Genomic DNA, 19,040 nt, shown 5'->3' with positions numbered 1-19,040 from the left:
GATACCTTGTTTGCACTTAGTCAAAGATTTGGTGTATCGGTTCAAGCAATAATAAATGCAAATCCAGGAATAGATCCAAACAATCTACAAATAGGTCAAATAATATGTATACCACAAGCAGCACCAATACCTCCGTTACCACCATGTCCAAATGGATTTTATTACACAATAAGACCGGGAGATACATTGTTTACAATTGCTCAACGATTTAATGTACCAGTTCAAGAGATTATAAATGCAAATCCAGGAATAGATCCAAATAACTTACAAATAGGTCAGGTAATATGTATTCCTAGAAGATGTGTTGTATTTTGCTTCTAAGAAAATTTAAAAAGCCCATTTTGGGCTTTTTAAATTTTCTAATTATTTATTGAGATTTTTTCTTCGCTTTCATAGAATATATCTTCTTCTTTAACTCCTTTTTTTAATAAAATATTGTAGCTATCTATAACCATATTTTTGGAACCACAAATATAAACTTTATATCCTTTCAAGTCCATGTCTTTTAAGGCATGAGTGACATAGCCTTTCCTTATAGAGGTATTTTTATCCCGGGAAACCATAGGAATATATTCAAAATTATCTTCTTCTTTATCTAGAGATTCAAAATAATCCCTGTATAAAAATTCATTTTCATATCTTTGACCATCCAAAAGTTTTATATCTTTTACCCTAGGATTATTTGTTAACACATCCTTAGTTAGACCGATAAAGGGGGTAATCCCTATTCCGTTTCCAATGAATAATATTTTTTCAGCAGAATTATCCACTATTAATTCATCACCCATTGGGCCTTCTAATTCAACTATATCTCCCACTTTAAGATCATTAAATATTATATTAGTTCCATATCCTTTTTCCACCTTTTTAATTATGATACTTAGTTTAGTATTATCTTCGTTAAAAGAAGAGATGGAATAAGCTCTAAAGGTTTTAGGTTCATCTTGGATTTTTATTAAAATAAATTGTCCTGCTTTGTAATCTACCTTTTCAGGAGATATAAAGGAGAAAGTAAACTCTTTCACATCTGTAGCTAAATCTTTAATATCTATAATTTTTGCTTCTATTCTTTGCCTATTTTCATAACCTTTAGTAGAAACTATTTCCTTTAGTTCCCATGCCTCTTCTTTTGTTTTTAAAGATAAAATATTTGCTGGACAGTTTTCAATACATGTAGCACATTTAATACAATTAATATCTTCAAATTGATTATTGGCTGAAAACTCTAAATAAGGAGTTAATTGAAAAGGGCAAACTCTAGAACATTTTCCACAGCTATGGCATTTGTCTAAACTTTCTATGGTAACCTTTTTTTCAGTTTTATTAGCCACTCCAACGGATCTACCTAGTGCATGAGATAGTTTCTGTATAGTACCCATAGGACAAAATTGGCACCAGGTTCTGGGATTAACTAGTATAGCAAATAATCCACCTGTTACTAAAACCATTAAATAAGTAGTAACAAATACGAAGCCTAGTTTATCAAAAAAACCATAGGTTCCCCAAAAATTTGATACTTTAATTATTTTTCTAGAAAAATTGTACATAAAGAATATAAAAAATCCTACAACTATGAATTTGGACTTCAAAAATTTAGGTATTTTTTTATTTAAACTTATAGGCATGGTTATCCTATCGAACAAGGAGCCGTGGGGACAAAAATTTCCACACCAATACCTACCAGTAAAGAAGGAAGTAGTAGTTAAACCAAGCATAATTAAAATTACCAGTAATCCTAATTTTGGTTCCCATAAGCCTCCAATAGCCACTAACACTGTAAATATCCAAGCGTGCTTTCTAATATTAGTGAAAGTTCGATTAGTTTTAATATAATAATTATCCATTTAGAACCTCCTTATGATTAATATCATACTACTGGGGGGTATATGGATATTATAGCTGGTTAAAGTAATTTTGTAAAGGGGATAATTTTAAAAACAAAACTCCCTAGTTGGGAGTTTTATTCATAATAGAGCTATTAAAAGTATGCTAAACAATATAAATAATACAATGCTTATTATTAAAGGTGTATTAAAAATCTTTTCGTCGGATATGTTTTTTCCCTTTTTAAGATTTATGCCATTTACTTTAGCTAACAATCGTACAAGCATATATATGGTAATTACCGAAAATGTTAATGATACAAAACAATTGATAAAACTTGGACTAGATGCATATCCTACATTAGGGTCTGATGGATACAAATAGTTCAAAAATATGGGGAAACCATTATTTATAAAATGGATTATCATTCCTGCAAATATGGAGTTTGTAGCAAATACTAAATAACTGGCTATAAAACCTGCTATAAAAGTATAGAAAAACTGGAAGGAGTTTAGATGAAGCATTCCAAATAACAAGCCATTCATCAATGCTGCAACAAAATTACTCTTATTCCTATATCCATCTAATATAATACCCCTCATAAGCATTTCTTCAAATATGGCTGGAGTTACAGCAGTAAATAAAAGGTTTCCTATAAAAGTATCATGGGAATCATTGGCTATAATATCTGCTAATGTATCTCCGAATAATTTAGTATATAAAGTGACAATTGATACCATAATTGGTAAGGTGCAAAACCAGATAGCAAAGATGATAATAGTACTTTTAAAATCCAATATATTAGGCCTTAAAATTCTTTCTGCATATTTTCTATTGATGAATAAATATATACTAATGGGTACTAAAAAAGCTACATATTGATATGCATTAAAAGGTATAGGTAAAAATTGTACCACTATAGACCATATAATCACACACATGTAGAAAAGATTTACTTTATATATTTTACGTTCCTGTCTTAATACTTTACTTTCCATAAGCATCTCCTTTAAGTCTTATAATATTATTATACATGAAGTTTACTTATTCTCCAACTAAAAGAAATATGTAGTATAATATACTTAAAGGATAGATAATGGACCTAATGATTATCAATAATAAAAGTAATAAGGTTTTTGAAGGATATGCTAAAAATTAAGGGATTAACAATATTTGTAATTAATAATCAACTATGCTATAATTCATTTAATCTAATTACATTATGTAGATAAGATTGTTGCTGCTATGCATTATAAAGACAAGGGGGTAAAGCAGTTAACTGCGAAGATATGATAAATTTACGTTTAGGTTTAGATGTGGGTTCTACTACTGTTAAATTAGTGGTACTAAACTCATCTTATGATATTGTATATAGTACCTATAGAAGACATTATTCTGATGTGAGGAACAGTGTAAAAAATGTTATATTAGATGCTTATAAAAGATTTAAAAATGAAATTGTGACTATTATGGTAACAGGTTCAGGTGGGCTTTCTGTTCATAAATGGTTAAACATCCCTTTTATTCAAGAAGTGGTTGCTTCTACTACTGGAATTAGAAAATTCATTTCAGAAACGGATGTAGCCATTGAACTAGGTGGAGAAGATGCAAAGATTACCTATCTAGATGGAAATGTAGAACAGAGGATGAATAGCATCTGTGCTGGTGGTACTGGGGCTTTTATAGACCAGATGGCATCTTTAATTGAAACTGATGCAGAAGGATTAAATGAATTGGCAAAGAATCATGATAATATATATTCTATTGCTTCTAGATGTGGAGTATTTGCAAAAACTGATATTCAAGCATTGATCAATCAAGGAGTATCTAAAGAAGATATAGCAGCTTCTGTATTTCAATCTGTAGTTAATCAAACCATATCTAATCTTGCCTGTGGCAGACCTATCAAAGGAAAGGTTGCTTTTTTAGGAGGACCATTACATTTTTTATCTGAATTAAGGAAAAGGTATATAGAAACATTGAAATTATCTGAAGATGAAATAATTTTTCCGGATAATTCCCAACTGTTTGTTGCTATAGGAGCAGCCGTTGCTTCTAAGGAAGAGAAAACTATAAGTTTTGAGGAACTGAAAAATAGATCTTTATATTCAAAAGAACCTATAGAATCAGAGATTAGAAATTTAAGACCCTTATTTATAGATGAAAAGGAATTAAAGGAATTTAGGGAAGAACACATAACTCATAAAATGAAGTATAAGGATATTGATACCCACAGTGGTAAATGCTATCTTGGCATTGATGCTGGTTCTACTACAACTAAAGCTATTCTTATTGATGAAGATAACAATATCCTTTACTCATACTATGGAAACAATAGAGGGAAACCCTTAGATTTAACCATTGAAATTTTAAAAGAGATATATGATAAACTTCCAGAAGGAGAGAGGATTACCTACTCTACTGTTACTGGTTATGGAGAAGAATTTATTAAAGCTGCATTAGGTATAGATATAGGAGAAGTAGAAACTATGGCCCATTATAAGGCGGCTCTTTTTTTCCAACCTAAGGTAGATTTTATCCTAGACATTGGCGGTCAGGATATGAAGTGTATGAGAATAAAGAATGGTGTTATAGATAGCATACTTTTAAATGAGGCATGTTCTTCTGGATGTGGTTCTTTCTTAGAGACTTTTGCTCATTCATTAAACATGTCTGTAGAGGATTTTTTAAATGAAGGATTATTGGCTAAAAACCCTGTGGATTTAGGTTCTCGTTGTACTGTGTTTATGAATTCTAAAGTAAAGCAGGCTCAAAAAGAAGGGGCTACTGTTGGAGATATTGCTGCAGGTCTTTCCTATTCAGTAATTAAAAATGCAATACAGAAGGTAATTAAGGTTAGGGATCCAAGGGAACTAGGAGAGAATATTGTAGTTCAAGGAGGCACTTTCTATGGGGATGCAATTTTACGGTCCTTTGAATTGGTATCTAGTAGGAAGGTGGTAAGACCAGATATACCAGGGCTTATGGGAGCTTTAGGTGCTGCTTTAATAGCGAAGGAAAGATTTGAAGAAGGAATAGAATCCAATATATTACTAAAGGATGAATTGGATAGTTTTACTTATAAGACTAAAAGAGCCAACTGTGGAAGATGTGGCAATAATTGTTCACTAACAATAAATATTTTTTCTGATGGGAAAAGATATATCACAGGTAATAGATGTGAAAAGGGAGCAGGAATAGAAAAGGGAACTAAAAAGATTCCAAATCTTTATGAATATAAATATAATAGAACCTTTGATTATGAGTCTTTGCCTAAAGAGGAAGCAAGGCGGGGAACAGTAGGAATACCGAGGGTATTAAATATGTATGAGAATTATCCTTTCTGGCATACCTTCTTCACAGATTTAGGTTTTCGAGTAGTATTGTCTACTGAATCCAATAGAGAAGTATATGAAAAAGGAATAAGCTCTATACCAAGTGAAACTGCTTGCTATCCAGCTAAGATATCCCATGGGCATATAATGGATTTAATATCAAAAAATATAGATTTTATTTTTTATCCTGCAGTGTTTTATGAGCATAAGGAAGACAAAGAAGTGGATAATCATGTAAACTGTCCAGTTGTAATTGGGTACTCAGAGGTTATTAAGCACAATGTAGATGAGGTAATGCATGAGGATATATTATTTTTAAATCCATTTATATCTTTTGATGATAAGGGAGGATTGAAAAAAAGGTTAAGGGACGAATTAAAGGATTTTGATATACCATATAGAGAGATAAGGCAGGCTGTAGATAAAGCTTGGAATGAATTAATGGCTTATAAGAAAGATATAGAAAAAAAAGGTGAGGAAACTTTAAAAATAATGGAAGAGGAAGGGTTAAAAGGGATTGTTTTAGCAGGAAGACCCTACCATATAGATCCAGAAATTAATCATGGGATACCGGAATTGATTACTTCCTTGGGAATGGCTGTGTTGACAGAAGATTCCGTATCCCATTTAGCAAAGACAGAAAGACCTCTTAGAGTTTTAGATCAATGGGTATATCATTCTAGGTTATACAGAGCAGCATCTTTTGTAGCTACTCAAGAGAATTTAGAACTTATACAGCTAAATTCCTTTGGTTGTGGCTTAGATGCAGTAACAACAGATCAAGTAGAAGAAATACTCCATGGCCATGAAAAGATATATACAGTTTTAAAAATAGACGAAGTCAGCAATTTAGGTGCTGCTAAAATTAGGGTAAGATCCCTTTATGCAGCACTGGAAGAAAGAGCAAAGAGTGGTTTTACAATCCAAGATAAATATAAACCAATAGAAAAAATACCATTTACTAAGGAAATGAGGGAAAAACATACTATTTTAGCGCCTCAAATGGCACCTATACATTTTAAAATATTACAAGAAGCATTAAATTCCTGTGGATATAATATAGAGTTTTTACCTGCAATGGATTTAAAAGCCATCGATGAAGGATTAAAATACGTAAATAATGATGCTTGCTATCCTTCTATAATAACTGTAGGTCAGTATATAGCTGCATTAAAATCAGGGAAATATGATTTAAACAATGTATCTCTTTTAATGAGCCAAACTGGTGGGGTTTGTAGAGCTTCCAATTATATTGGTTTTATTCGAAAAGCTTTGAAGGATGCTGGTTTTGGCCATATTCCAGTGATTGCTGTATCTGCCCAAGGAATTGAAACCAATCCGGGATTTACCTATTCTTTGGAAATGGGTAGAAAAGGAGTAATGGCTGTATTGTACGGAGATCTTATAATGAGATTATTATATAGGGTAAGACCTTATGAAAAGATAAAGGGTTCAGCAAATTTATTAGCAGAGCATTGGATTGAGAAATGTTCCCAAGCTGTAAAAACTGGTGATAAAGAAGAATATGTAAAAAATATTTATCAGATGGTGAGAGATTTTGATGAGTTGGAAATAGATGAAAGTTTAGTTAAACCAAAGGTAGGGGTAGTAGGAGAAATACTTGTAAAATATCACCCAATGGCTAACAATAATCTAGTAGGCTTACTAGAATCTGAAGGGGCAGAAGTAGTAGTACCGGATTTAACCGACTTTCTTCTATATTCTGGCTATAATGCAACATATAAATATAAATATTTATCAAAAGGTTTATTGCCTAAAATAGGTAGCGATATAGCTATAAAGTATATTGAATACTATAGAAAACCTGTAAGGGAAGCCTTAAAAAAATCTAATAGGTTCCATGAACCATTAACTGTGGAAGAATTAGTAAAGGAAGCTGAAAGGTTGGTTTCTATAGGTAATCAATACGGGGAAGGCTGGTTGCTTACAGCAGAAATGTTAGAGTTAATCCAAACTGGTGCAGAAAACATAGTATGCACCCAACCTTTTGGATGTTTACCAAACCATATTACTGGTAAAGGGGTAATAAAGGCCATTAGGGGTATATATCCTCAGGCCAATATAGTTGCTATAGACTATGACCCTGGTGCTAGCGAAGTAAATCAATTGAATAGAATAAAGTTAATGCTATCAACTGCCCATGACAACGTAGAAGAAAAAAAGGAATACAATACTAAAGCATACAATATGGAAAGTTAAGACAGAGGCCTTCCTAGTTCAGTAAAATTTATTCTGAATAAAGGGAGGCTGGATTTTTAATTGTAAATATATTGTAACCCCTTTGTAACAACTTTTATATGCATAATTGGTATATTAAGTATAGTAATCCATAATAAATTTGGATTAAAGGGTATAATAGGAATAACAAAAAAATGAAAGAGGTAGGAATTATGAATAAAAAATCTATAGCTTTTATGCTTATCGTCAGTATTCTATTACTTACTTTGCTTGCAGCATGTGGCGGAGAGGGTGTAGATAAAGGTAATGGGGAGCTTGTAGATAAAGTAGAGCCAAAACCAGAGATTTCCATTGAAAAAGATGAGGAAAAGATAATAAAGGATTTCAAAACAATGGTTAAGAGTGACAATGAGCCTTTTGTATTAGTGAAATTCATAGATGAAAATATAGATAAAGTAAAAATAGAGAATGCTACAGAGATGATAAAAGAATTAGAAGAAGTCCAAGAAGGATATATAGAAAGATATACAGAAAAATTATTTATGGAGGAACACCAGATGGAGTTACTAACTCTTTCTGAAGTTCAGCATAGTGAAGCTAAAATCGAAGATTATTTATTTTTCGATAACTCAAAGATAGAAGAGATAAAAAATGGGAATTTAAAAGAATTAGTTAATAATATAAAGGAAGGTAAATATAAACTTATCAATATGGAAGGGGCCTTTTATCCAATTATTGACTATGAAGCATTAAAAACTTATAATGATCATATATCAGATGAGATGAAGGGATATATAGATTTAAAGTCTATGGATTCTAGTATGCCTACCATATTAGATGCAGGATTGGTCATTTCTTTTGATCAATTAGCAGAAAGACTTGTTAAAACAGAAAATTACATTTTAAAATATCCAAATAGTATAAAATATGAAGAGATTTTAAGGCTTTATGGGGTATATCTAAAATTCTATTTAGAAGGTTCAAGCAATACTCCTATATATGATTATGAATCTAAGGAAATAAAAGATGAGGTATTATCAAGCTATAAAAAAGTAAGAAATATGGATGAAACTGTAACATCTAAAGTAGTTTCTAAATATATAGATATTATAGGTGAAAATCAAAATATAATAGATGAAAATGTGCTTTCTAGAGTGACTGAAGTTCATAGTGAAGCTATTGCTACGTTAGAAGATCAAAAATAAGCCCACCAAGGGCCTAGTTCTACCCCCAATAATATAAAGAGCTAGGCCTTATTTTTATTTTAGCTATCCAAAGTTTTTAAATGCCTTCTTAATGGTATATAATATATACGAGGATATTTATAAGGAGGTATTTTAAATGAAAAAAGTATTACTATTATTAGCAGAAGGATTTGAGGAAGTAGAAGCTCTAACAACAGTGGATTATTTACGTAGAATGGACATAATAGTAGATACTTGTTCTATTAACGGTGAGAGAAGGGTGACTGGGGCTCATAGGATAACAGTTGAATCGGATAAAGATTTAAGCAAAGTAGATAGAATAAAAAATTATGACGCCTTAGTTATTCCGGGGGGATTACCAGGGGCTACTAACCTTAGGGATAATGACAGGGTAATAGAGTTGGTTCAAGAATTTAATCAAGAAGAAAAGCTAATAGCAGCCATATGTGCTGGTCCTATAGTATTACAGAGAGCTGGAATAATAACAGGCAAAAAGGTTACTTCTTATCCCGGATTTGATAATGATTTAAAGGAAAGCCAATATAAGGATGATTTAGTGGTTCAGGATGGAAATATTATAACAGCAAGAGGTCCTGCAGTAGCAGTTTATTTTGCACTAAAATTGGTGGAAAATTTAGTAGGAGAAGACAAGAGAGAGGAATTAGCAAAGGATATTTTATTAGATATGGTAGAAAGAAATATTTAAAAAATAGGCGGTTCACGCCTATTTTTTTCTTTTAAGAGGTATAATAAAAAGTAGCATATTTAAAGGAGTGAAAGTATGAAACTAAATAGGAGTTTTTATAGTAGAGATACGATTACTGTAGCAAAGGAATTACTAGGTAAAGTATTAGTGCACAACATAAATGGACAAAAATTAAAAGGGATAATTGTGGAAACGGAAGCTTATCTTGGTCTTAGGGATAAGGCAGCCCATTCTTATGGAGGAAAGAGAACCAAAAGGGTAGAAACCATGTATGGAATGCCTGGTACAGCCTATGTTTATCTTATATATGGAATGTATTATTGCTTTAATATAGTGACGGAAGAAGTAGGAATACCAGAAGCAGTTTTAATAAGAGGCATACAACCTTTAGAAGGTTTAGATGAAATGTCTAAAAATAGGTTTGGAAAAACCTATGCTAATTTAAATAAAAACCAGAAAAAAAACCTTACCAATGGCCCAGGAAAACTTTCTATGGCTTTTAATATAGATAAAACTCTAGATAAAGAAGATCTATGTAAAAATAAATTATATCTGGAAAAGGGAAATGATGATAATTTTAATATCATTGAAACTACCAGGATTGGAATAGATTATGGGGAAGAAGCCAAAGATTATCCCTATAGATTTTATATAGAAGGGAATCCTTATGTATCCGTAGTAAAAAAATAATTGAAAAATTATTTTTATAGGAGTAATATAAAAAATGGAGGCGAATTATTATGCAAATATTAATATTGGTTCTCAACAAAACCCAAAAGTTGGATGCATTGTTATTGGAGCTAAATGATAATGGCATTCGAGGCGGAACTATTATCGATAGCATGGGTATGGTTAGAACTTTGGCGGATGAACATTCAGAAATACCCCTATTTGGTTCGCTAAAAGCCATATTAAATGAAAATAGGCCCATTAATAAAACTATATTCATGGTATTGGAAGATGAAAAAATACCTATTGCAATGGAATGTATAAGGAAAGTAGTAGGTAATATAAATGAAGAAAATACTGGAATTATGTTCACATTACCAGTAAATCAAGTAGAAGGTTTGACAAAATAAAGGAGATGGAATAACAAAAGATGAATATATTATTTTATTTAGCTGTTATATTAATGGCAGGAATATTTGTAGCTAAGATATTAAGTAAATTTAAGTTGCCAAATGTTACGGGTTATCTTATAGCAGGTTTAATAATTGGACCTTCGATTTTAGGGATAATACCTAAGGAAAGCTTGAACAAATTTTCCATTGTTTCGGAAGTGGCTTTAGCTTTTATTGCTTATAGTATAGGAAGTGAATTTAATTTAGCACATTTAAAAAAGATGAGTAAGGGTATAGTATTAATAACCTTTTTACAATCGTTGATGGCTGTATTATTTATAACTTTGACTATGGTATTAATATTTAAGCAACCATTTTTCTTTAGTCTTATAATAGGGGCTATAGGTTCAGCTACTGCTCCAGCGGCCACTTTAATGGTGGTTAAACAATATAATGCTAAAGGACCTTTAGTTGATACCTTGTTACCAGTTGTTGCAATGGATGATGCAGTTTGTATAATGGCCTTTGGTATTTCTACTTCTATAGCATCGACTTTGATTAATAATGCAGCAACTGTTTCAATGGCCAACTTAATTATATTGCCTTTAATAGAAATAGTTGGAGCATTGGCTCTTGGACTTTTAATGGGAATACTTCTTATTTTAATTTCTAAAAGAACAAAAGGAGAAAGCGAACTTCTATCATCGGTTATTGCTATAATTTTTGCTACAACGGCCATCACTTTAAAGTTTAATCTTTCGTCTCTTTTAGCTTGTATGATGCTTGGAGCTACTTTAGTTAATGTTACTCCAAATAATAAAAGTGTCTTTACTACAGTGGAAAAATTTACACCACCTATTTATATTGCTTTTTTCACTATAGCTGGAATTGAGCTGGATTTTACTATATTAAAATCTGTCGGGATAATTGGAATTGCTTATATATTATCTAGAGTTGCTGGAAAAGTATTCGGTTCTTACTTAGGTGCAAAAATAGCAAATGCTCCAGAAACAATAAGAAAGTATCTGGGCTATACTCTAATACCTCAAGCAGGGGTGGCTATTGGATTGTCCTTAGTTGCACAAAGGATACTACCTGATCCATATGGAGCACAAATTAGAACTATTGTTTTGGCTGCAACTGTAATATATGAACTATTAGGGCCAATGATTACTAAGAGAGCATTAATAAAAGCAGGAGAGATAAAAACAGGTTATTAACCTGTTTTTATTTTACCTTAATCCATATGTTCTGAAATTGTAACCTTATTGTCATTGCAAATCGCCCTTATATTTAGTATCATTTGAAATATAGGTTGCCATATATGGGGGGATGAAGATGAAGAAAAAGTTTTGGATAACGTTTTTAATAGCATTAGTAGGTTTTTCTGCTTTATTTGCTACAACAAGCCATTATATTTTAAACAAGGATTCTATAGCATATCAAGGAGAAAAAGACAGTGATTTAGAGGCAGAGAAGGAATTAGAAGAAAAAGGTGAAATACTATTTTTATTAATGGGTATAGATGATCAAGATGGTTCAGGTGGTGTAGCAAAGGTAAAGGAAAAGAAGATAGAAGGAGAAGATGGACATAAACCTACAGGAAAACGAACTGACACAATGATCCTTTGTAAATACAATTTGGAGACTGGACATATTACTATGTTGTCTATTCCAAGAGATTCTAGAGTTAATATAAGAGGGAGAAAAGGAAAGGAAAAAATAAACCATGCCCATTCTCACGGTGGTCCTTATTTAGCAGTAAAAACAGTGAAGGATTTTTTGAATATAGATTTGGAATACTATGTAACGGTGGACTATCTAGCAGTAAAGGAAATAGTAAATGCTATTGGTGGAGTGGAAATAGATATACCTGAAAGGATGTATTATAGTGATCCAACGGATAAACCACCATTACTGATCGATTTTCAGCCAGGCCTAAAGACTCTCGACGGAGATGATTCAATAAAATTTTTAAGATATAGGTCTAAAGAAGGAGATTTAGGTAGGATAAAAAATCAAAAATTATTTATGAAAGAGTTTATAAAACAAACCCTAAAACCTAAAAATATTATTAGATTACCTAAAATGATAAAAACCTATTATGATTATGTAGATACCAATATACCTATGAATGTGATATTAAAAGGCATAGGAACTGTCAAAAAAGTAGATTTAGATAATATGAATGTAGGTGTAGTACCTGGAGTTGGTGAATATATAGGAGGTATATCTTATTTTATTTATGATGAAGAAGGGACTAAGCAAATAGTTGAAGAATTATTTGGAAATTATTTACTAAACAAATAGAGGGAGGTTTTCATGAAAGAAGATGTATTGAGAAAGGATAGGAAAAAAGAGCATATTGAATATTATTTAAAATCTACCTTTGAAAGCGATACTCTTTTTAAGGATATATTTATAGAGCATAATTCATTACCAGATTTAAATTTTAATGAAATAAGTGGAAAAACTGATTTTTTAGGAAAAACCATAGAGTATCCTATAATGATAAATGCTATGACAGGAGGAACTGAATTTTCCCGGGAAATAAATAGAGATTTGTCAAAAATAGCGAAAAAATATGGGATTCCCATGGCAGTAGGTTCACAAACCATAGCATTAAGAGATAGAGAAAGCTATAATTCCTTTAAGATAGTAAGGGAAACAGTTGGAGAAAAGGGAGTAGTCATCGCTAATTTAAGTGGCCAGGCTTCTTTAGAAGATGTAAAATTTTCAATGGATCTAATAGAGGCAGACGCTATTCAACTCCATTTAAATCCTGCTCAAGAGCTAGTAATGAAAGAAGGAGACAGGGATTTCAAAGGAATTTTAAGAAATATTGAAAAGATTGTATCGAATATAGAAAAACCAGTTGTAGTAAAGGAAGTGGGATTTGGTATATCAAAAGAAGTTGCTCAAAGACTGTATGATGTAGGAATAAGGCATATAGATGTATCAGGCAAAGGAGGGACCAACTTTATAGAAATAGAGGATAGAAGGGATGATGAAATAGATTTTAGTGATATCTATTCTTGGGGAATTCCAACAGCCCTTAGTTTGATTCAATGTAGGAGTATATCTGAGGATTTAATTTTAATATCTAGTGGTGGCATAAGAACCAGTCTAGATATATTGAAATCTTTAGTTCTAGGAGCTAGCGTAGTAGGTATTAGTGGTCGAATATTGAGGGAGTTAATAGAAGGTGGATATGAAAGAGCTAATAAATATATGGAAGGTTTAACCTATAAATTTAAGGTTCTTATGTTATTAACAGGAAGTAAAAATATTGAGGAATTGAAGAAGCTCCCCTATAAGGTAAAAGGAGAGCTTAAAGATTTGTTGGAGTGAAAATTATGAATGGTAGATCCTTTACTAGTACTCAGTATGCAAGCTTTAGTAGCAATTGGCTAATTTAACTTTATAGTATTATGAAAAATAGCGAAGGATCTTTATTTCTCGATGTCAATTACTAAAACCCTCCAGCTCCGCCACCTCCAGCGCCACCGCCACCTCCACCGGAGAATCCACCACCACTTCCAGTAGATGAACTACCAGCAGAAAAGGATCTGTTTAAACTTCTTTCAAAAGAATTATGTCCTCTAGAGCCTGTAGCATAATACCAATAAATCCAATGATTAGGTGTATTACTTTCTGGAATTAGAGTTTTAAATTTCCTTAGAGAGTTGATATTTACCCTTAAAGCTAGACCATATATTAACGCTGTCTCTAATGGAAAAGATAAGTTTTCCATATCTAAAGTATCTCCCCTCAATTTCAAATCCTTTTTAAAATCTTTCCACTTTTTATACTGTATATATCCATAGTCAGATTTTCTAAACAGTATAGCCATTCCATATATAAAAGCAAAGATTGAAACTAACAATAAAACAATCCCATAAAATCCTTCAAAAACTATTGATACTATCCCAAGAGCAAAAGCAATAGAAGAAAAAATTATTAAGAATATACCTGGTTTTTTACCCCTATTATCATAAAAACCATAACTTTTAGTATCTTCTCTAACCTTTTTCTGCCAAGTATAATAAGAATTACTGAAACTTGTTCTATGTTTTTTTCCATAGTATTCTATATCCTTTGTAGTCACAGTATTGCCATTCCCTATTTTATCAAATAACCAATCCAATAAAAATACTTCATGACTTAATAAAGAGTTAATAGGCTTTTCAATTTTCTTCAATTCGAAATTATTAGTTTTATTTTTATATTCACCTTTATCTTCAATAGAAATATAACCTTTTCTAGCTAAATCGAAAATTGTAGCCATTATAGTAGTAGTATTTAATACACTACTTGTTAGATAGGTTGCCACTGCTGGAGTACAGTCATCTGGGTATAAATTATAATCCATTGTATCATAGATGTCCACATCTCTTCTTAACCTAGAAAATATTAATGCAATAATAACCATTCCTATTCCTGCTATTGTAATTGATATGTTATTCAATAAATTTTTGTTTTTTTCTCTTTTAATTTGTTTTTCTTCTATTTCTCTTATATATGACAATTCTTCCTCTATAATACCATGGTATGCATTATTATTGACTATATTAGTCGAATTTGGTATGAAATCTATGGGAAACAGTATTCTGCCTTCTATAAAAGTGTCTTTTGGTATATTTTCAATCTCTAATCTCACTAAATCATCTTCCTGAAAACGGATAGTTCCATTAGAGGGACCGTGGGCGAATATTTTTACTTTGTCATTTCTAGTCTGTGGTAGACTAATATTAACTGCAAAAAAACTAATAGGAGTACTATTCTCCTTTCCTAGAAATTTGTAGTATAATTCACCAGTATCATTATATTTTATGGCAACATTTTTTATAGTATAGTTTAGCCTGAAAGTTTTATCTTCGTCTTTTGAGGGAGAAAAAATTTTAACATTGATATTGTCTCCATCATTAATAGCCATAAAGACATGGTTATCCCCATTTTCAGCTTTATTAGCATGTGAATATATAATTTCATTTCCATTAACCATTTCTGCTACTTTAAGATTATCTATTCCTTCTGTACCCGCTAGGACTATCTCTCTAAATACTCCATTAAATTTATCATTAAAGTTAAAGGTAATATCTTCCCTAATTTCTAAATCACCATTTTCTATGATTTTAGAGTCTATTAGCCATCTTTTAATAGTAAGGGAATCTTCAGCTTTTCCATTTTGAGGGAAACTAACTAGAACAAATAGAAAAAGTAAAAAAGTTATACTAATTTTTAAAGACTTCTTTATGGAAATCACCTCTTTTCAAAGAATTTATGCTAAGATTATATTAATATTATACCCATATTTATGTTAACGAAAATTAAAAATATAATTAGAAATAAAGATAAATAAAAACTGTAATAAAATAAAGGATAAGGGTGTGAATTTATGAAAAAGAAGATTTTATTAATGCTAAAGCAAGCAAAGGAAAGTTTTATTTCTGGGGAAAGGATTAGTGATGAACTGGGAGTAAGTCGGTCTGCAGTCTGGAAACATATAAACACATTAAAAGAAGAAGGATATAAGATTGAATCTGTACCTAGAAAGGGCTATAGATTATTATATTCTCCAGATATACTTACTTTAGAGGAAGTAGAAGAATACTTAACTACAGATTTCGTTGGAAGGAATATATATTATTTTGATAGTATAGATTCTACTAATATAAGGGCAAAGAAAATGGCTATGGAAGAAGATGAGGGTACAGTTATTATTGGGGAAGAACAGACTAAAGGTAAAGGACGATTAGGTAAAAGTTGGGTTTCACCTAATGGAAAAGGTCTATGGATGAGTATAATATTAAAACCTAAGTTAATACCTGCAGAAGCAGCTAGATTGACTTTAATTGGAGCAGCAGCAGTAAATAAAGGGTTAGAAGATATGAAAATTAAGTCATATATTAAATGGCCTAACGACATTTTAGTCCATGAAAAAAAGGTTTGTGGTATCCTTACTGAAATGAGTTGTGAACTAAATATAATTAATTACGTGGTAATGGGAATAGGTATAAATGTAAATTTGGAGCAAAAAGATTTTAGTGAAGATTTAATTGATAAAGCTACATCTTTAAAAATTATTACTGGGAATAAAGTAGATAGAAAAAAATTATTAGCTAAGGTATTAAACCATTTTGAAAATCTCTATATTCCTTTCAAAGAAAAAGGTGATATTTCTAAATCTATTCATATATGTAGACAAAATTCTATGTTGATAGGGAGAGAAGTAAGGATTATAAGGGGAGATACTGAAAGGATTGGCAAAGCCTTAGATATAGATGATGAAGGCAACTTAATAGTTAAATATAAAGATGGTGAAAAGGAAAGAATATTCTATGGGGAGGTTTCTATTCGAGGATTAAAAGGATATATATAATAGGTAATTACTACTAAATTTGCAGAAATGGGACAATTTAATTAAAAATGTGATAAAATATATCAGATGCAATGATAAATCTTAGATAAGATAGGTTAGAATTGTGGTGAAAATTATTGGAAGCTAAAATCCTTTGTTTAACGAAAAAAGCAATAGATGAAATATTAATTGAAGATATCTACGATGATAAAGGCAATATTCTAATAGGGGGAAACACTATAATCAATGAATATGTCATTAATATTTTAGATAAATTCAAGGTAAAGGAAATACCAGTTTATCCTTCTAAAGTGAATAGTAACTTCATGAAAAATTATGCTAAACCTTTATTTTATAAAGAGGATATCTTCGCAATGCAGGAAGTAGCTATCCGACTGGCTGCAAGTAAAGGCGTAAATCCTAATAAGTTAGATCATATTTGTAATATTTTATCTACAGAAATCAATAAAAATAGACAAATGATAGGTCAAACGGAGAAGATAAAAGATACTGATGAATATACTTACAATCATAGCATAAATGTAGCAATATATTCTGTATATATAGGAAAATTAATAGGACTGGATGAAGGAAGAATTAAAGAATTATGTCAAGCTGCATTACTGCATGATATTGGAAAATCAAAAGTTCCAAAGGATATATTGAATAAAAAAGGTAAATTAACTGAAGATGAATTCAATATAGTTAAAAAACATACAATAGATGGATATATATTATCAAAAAGATTATCCTTTTTAAGTGAGGAAGTTAGGCAAGCTATACTTAGCCATCATGAAAGAGAAGATGGAAGCGGTTATCCTCGTGGTATAAGAGGGAAGAAGATTAATTTATATGCAAAGATAATTGCAATAGCTGATGTATATGATGCATTAACATCTAAAAGAGTTTATAAGAACAAAAGGAGCCCTTTTGATGCCATTGAAGAGTTTTATTATATGGGAATTCATAAATTTAGTAGATCCATATTGGAAATATTCTTGAAAAACATATCTCAACTTTATGTAAATTCTAAAGCAAGACTAAATGATGGAATGCTAGGTAAAATCCAATTTATACATCCAAAGTATATTACTAAACCAGTAATACAAATAGAAGAAAAAAATATTAATTTATTAAAATATAATTTCTTAAAAATAGAAGAAATAACAGGTTAACCCATTAGTTTTCTAATGGGTTATCATAGTTGTGGTATATTTATTCTTAGAAGTATTTTTGATGCCACTAAGGAAGATAAAATGGCTTTCAATATATCACCAGGTAGAAATATAATAAAACCTGTTTTTAAAGCTGTAGAGAAAGGTATAGTTTCACCTAATAAGTTATTAAGTATTAGATACATATATGGAACACCAAATAAATATATAACAAAAGTTCCAGTCAGGGTTGCCAATAACACTCGTCTAAAGTTTATCTTACTTCTATTATTTGTAATTTTCCCTACAATATAGGCTGCAAATATAAACCCAATTAAGAATCCAAAGCTCGGTTTAAAGATTGTCTGAGGCCCTCCTGAAAATCCGGCGAATATTCTTATTCCAGACAAGCCTAATAAAACATATACTAACTGAGACAATGCTCCTAATTTAGGACCAAGGAGAAGTCCAGATAGTATAACAAACATGCTTTGTAATGTAATAGGTACATCTCCAACGGGTATGCTTAAGAAAGCCCCAATAGCCGTTAATGCTGTAAATAAAGATATAGAAACCATTTCTTTTACAGATAATTTCATATTATTCCTCCTATATGTAAACCAAAACTTTAATTAAGTAGACAATAGTATTGTAAATAATTTTATTTCAATTGTCAACCACGAGGGTGCATAGGTTGACAATGAGTTTATAAATATTTTTCTTTTATCTATTGACAAATAGGAGAATGGAATATATACTGTATATAAACAATATAGACAGTATAAACATAATAAACACCAAAAATTAGGAGGATGGGTATGAAAATCATAGTATCTAATTCTTCAAAGGATCCTATATATGAACAGATATCGAACCAAATAAAAGGGATGATTTTAAAAGGGGAACTAAATGAAGGAGATTTATTGCCCTCCATTAGAGGGTTGGCAAGGGATCTTCAAATTTCTGTTATTACCACTAAAAGGGCTTATGATGAATTAGAAAAAGAGGGATTTATTGAAACCATGCAAGGAAAGGGCTCCTATGTAGCAGGGCAAAATAGGGAGCTTATGCGAGAGAAAAAACTAAAAATCATAGAAAAAAAACTATCAGAGGTAGTAGAAGAAAGTAAACTGTTAGGATTAAACTACGAAGAAATACAAGAAATGTTAAGAATTTTATTTCAGGAGGTATAGTC

Annotated in this window: 16 protein-coding genes; 12 read left to right on the top strand and 4 right to left on the bottom strand. The window is 31.0% G+C overall.

Annotated features, from left to right (window positions below):
• On the top strand, positions 1–321 hold a 321-nt coding region (locus C3E89_RS01990; protein ID WP_236910823.1), incomplete at its 5' end, for a LysM peptidoglycan-binding domain-containing protein.
• 38 nt (positions 322–359) lie between these two features.
• On the opposite strand, the gene C3E89_RS01985 is transcribed toward C3E89_RS01990, so the two are convergent.
• Both C3E89_RS01985 and C3E89_RS01980 read right to left on the bottom strand, forming a co-directional pair.
• Positions 360–1,844 (bottom strand): FAD-binding oxidoreductase, encoded by a 1,485-nt coding sequence (locus C3E89_RS01985; RefSeq protein WP_236910822.1) that lies wholly within the window; start codon positions 1,842–1,844, stop codon positions 360–362.
• Positions 1,845–1,964: 120 nt separating this feature from the next.
• A complete protein-coding gene (locus C3E89_RS01980) occupies positions 1,965–2,822 on the bottom strand; it encodes a CPBP family intramembrane glutamic endopeptidase (protein ID WP_236910821.1) in 858 nt (285 codons plus the stop codon).
• A 291-nt stretch (positions 2,823–3,113) separates the two neighbouring features.
• On the opposite strand from C3E89_RS01980, the gene C3E89_RS01975 reads away from it, so the two are divergent.
• The 8 genes from C3E89_RS01975 (at position 3,114) to fni (ending at position 13,681) form a co-directional block, all read left to right on the top strand.
• A complete protein-coding gene (locus C3E89_RS01975) occupies positions 3,114–7,379 on the top strand; it encodes a 2-hydroxyacyl-CoA dehydratase (RefSeq protein WP_236910820.1) in 4,266 nt (1,421 codons plus the stop codon).
• 191 nt (positions 7,380–7,570) lie between these two features.
• Positions 7,571–8,563 (top strand): hypothetical protein, encoded by a 993-nt coding sequence (locus C3E89_RS01970; RefSeq protein ID WP_236910819.1) that lies wholly within the window; start codon positions 7,571–7,573, stop codon positions 8,561–8,563.
• A 136-nt stretch (positions 8,564–8,699) separates the two neighbouring features.
• The gene (locus C3E89_RS01965) at positions 8,700–9,269 is read left to right on the top strand and encodes a DJ-1 family glyoxalase III (RefSeq protein WP_236910818.1); all 570 of its coding nucleotides are present in this window, start codon (positions 8,700–8,702) and stop codon (positions 9,267–9,269) included.
• A gap of 75 nt (positions 9,270–9,344) precedes the next feature.
• Positions 9,345–9,959 (top strand): DNA-3-methyladenine glycosylase, encoded by a 615-nt coding sequence (locus tag C3E89_RS01960; RefSeq protein ID WP_236910817.1) that lies wholly within the window; start codon positions 9,345–9,347, stop codon positions 9,957–9,959.
• A gap of 50 nt (positions 9,960–10,009) precedes the next feature.
• A complete protein-coding gene (locus C3E89_RS01955; protein ID WP_236910816.1) occupies positions 10,010–10,348 on the top strand; it encodes a hypothetical protein in 339 nt (112 codons plus the stop codon).
• Positions 10,349–10,368: 20 nt separating this feature from the next.
• Entirely contained in the window at positions 10,369–11,550 is a 1,182-nt protein-coding gene (locus tag C3E89_RS01950) for a cation:proton antiporter (RefSeq protein ID WP_236910815.1), read from the top strand.
• Positions 11,551–11,668: 118 nt separating this feature from the next.
• Entirely contained in the window at positions 11,669–12,640 is a 972-nt protein-coding gene (locus tag C3E89_RS01945; RefSeq protein WP_236910814.1) for an LCP family protein, read from the top strand.
• 12 nt (positions 12,641–12,652) lie between these two features.
• The gene (gene fni, locus C3E89_RS01940; protein ID WP_236910813.1) at positions 12,653–13,681 is read left to right on the top strand and encodes a type 2 isopentenyl-diphosphate Delta-isomerase; all 1,029 of its coding nucleotides are present in this window, start codon (positions 12,653–12,655) and stop codon (positions 13,679–13,681) included.
• A gap of 121 nt (positions 13,682–13,802) precedes the next feature.
• On the opposite strand, the gene C3E89_RS01935 is transcribed toward fni, so the two are convergent.
• A complete protein-coding gene (locus C3E89_RS01935) occupies positions 13,803–15,596 on the bottom strand; it encodes a DUF2207 domain-containing protein (RefSeq protein ID WP_236910812.1) in 1,794 nt (597 codons plus the stop codon).
• A 132-nt stretch (positions 15,597–15,728) separates the two neighbouring features.
• On the opposite strand from C3E89_RS01935, the gene C3E89_RS01930 reads away from it, so the two are divergent.
• A complete protein-coding gene (locus C3E89_RS01930) occupies positions 15,729–16,712 on the top strand; it encodes a biotin--[acetyl-CoA-carboxylase] ligase (protein ID WP_236910811.1) in 984 nt (327 codons plus the stop codon).
• Positions 16,713–16,828: 116 nt separating this feature from the next.
• Complete coding sequence (locus tag C3E89_RS01925) at positions 16,829–17,866, top strand: HD-GYP domain-containing protein (protein ID WP_236910810.1); 1,038 nt, start codon at positions 16,829–16,831, stop codon at positions 17,864–17,866.
• A 23-nt stretch (positions 17,867–17,889) separates the two neighbouring features.
• Here the strand turns inward: C3E89_RS01925 and C3E89_RS01920 are convergent, their stop codons facing one another.
• Complete coding sequence (locus C3E89_RS01920) at positions 17,890–18,444, bottom strand: biotin transporter BioY (protein ID WP_236910809.1); 555 nt, start codon at positions 18,442–18,444, stop codon at positions 17,890–17,892.
• Positions 18,445–18,663: 219 nt separating this feature from the next.
• Here C3E89_RS01920 and C3E89_RS01915 point away from each other — a divergent pair, with 219 nt between their 5' ends.
• Positions 18,664–19,038 (top strand): GntR family transcriptional regulator, encoded by a 375-nt coding sequence (locus tag C3E89_RS01915; RefSeq protein ID WP_236910808.1) that lies wholly within the window; start codon positions 18,664–18,666, stop codon positions 19,036–19,038.
• Positions 19,039–19,040 lie beyond the last annotated feature (2 nt).

The organism is Clostridium sp. Cult1 (genome assembly GCF_021655095.1).
Classification (GTDB): domain Bacteria; phylum Bacillota; class Clostridia; order Tissierellales; family Tepidimicrobiaceae; genus Schnuerera.
This window is presented reverse-complemented; position numbering and strand designations above follow the sequence as displayed.

What these genes read in the sequence shown, in the direction of transcription:
- C3E89_RS01985 (WP_236910822.1), bottom strand. Translation starts at nt 1,844, where the DNA reads ATGGATAATTATTATATTAAAACTAATCGAACTTTCACTAATATTAGA.
- C3E89_RS01980 (WP_236910821.1), bottom strand. Translation starts at nt 2,822, where the DNA reads ATGGAAAGTAAAGTATTAAGACAGGAACGTAAAATATATAAAGTAAAT.
- C3E89_RS01975 (WP_236910820.1), top strand. Translation starts at nt 3,114, where the DNA reads ATGATAAATTTACGTTTAGGTTTAGATGTGGGTTCTACTACTGTTAAA.
- C3E89_RS01970 (WP_236910819.1), top strand. Translation starts at nt 7,571, where the DNA reads ATGAATAAAAAATCTATAGCTTTTATGCTTATCGTCAGTATTCTATTA.
- C3E89_RS01965 (WP_236910818.1), top strand. Translation starts at nt 8,700, where the DNA reads ATGAAAAAAGTATTACTATTATTAGCAGAAGGATTTGAGGAAGTAGAA.
- C3E89_RS01960 (WP_236910817.1), top strand. Translation starts at nt 9,345, where the DNA reads ATGAAACTAAATAGGAGTTTTTATAGTAGAGATACGATTACTGTAGCA.
- C3E89_RS01955 (WP_236910816.1), top strand. Translation starts at nt 10,010, where the DNA reads ATGCAAATATTAATATTGGTTCTCAACAAAACCCAAAAGTTGGATGCA.
- C3E89_RS01950 (WP_236910815.1), top strand. Translation starts at nt 10,369, where the DNA reads ATGAATATATTATTTTATTTAGCTGTTATATTAATGGCAGGAATATTT.
- C3E89_RS01945 (WP_236910814.1), top strand. Translation starts at nt 11,669, where the DNA reads ATGAAGAAAAAGTTTTGGATAACGTTTTTAATAGCATTAGTAGGTTTT.
- fni (WP_236910813.1), top strand. Translation starts at nt 12,653, where the DNA reads ATGAAAGAAGATGTATTGAGAAAGGATAGGAAAAAAGAGCATATTGAA.
- C3E89_RS01930 (WP_236910811.1), top strand. Translation starts at nt 15,729, where the DNA reads ATGAAAAAGAAGATTTTATTAATGCTAAAGCAAGCAAAGGAAAGTTTT.
- C3E89_RS01920 (WP_236910809.1), bottom strand. Translation starts at nt 18,444, where the DNA reads ATGAAATTATCTGTAAAAGAAATGGTTTCTATATCTTTATTTACAGCA.
- C3E89_RS01915 (WP_236910808.1), top strand. Translation starts at nt 18,664, where the DNA reads ATGAAAATCATAGTATCTAATTCTTCAAAGGATCCTATATATGAACAG.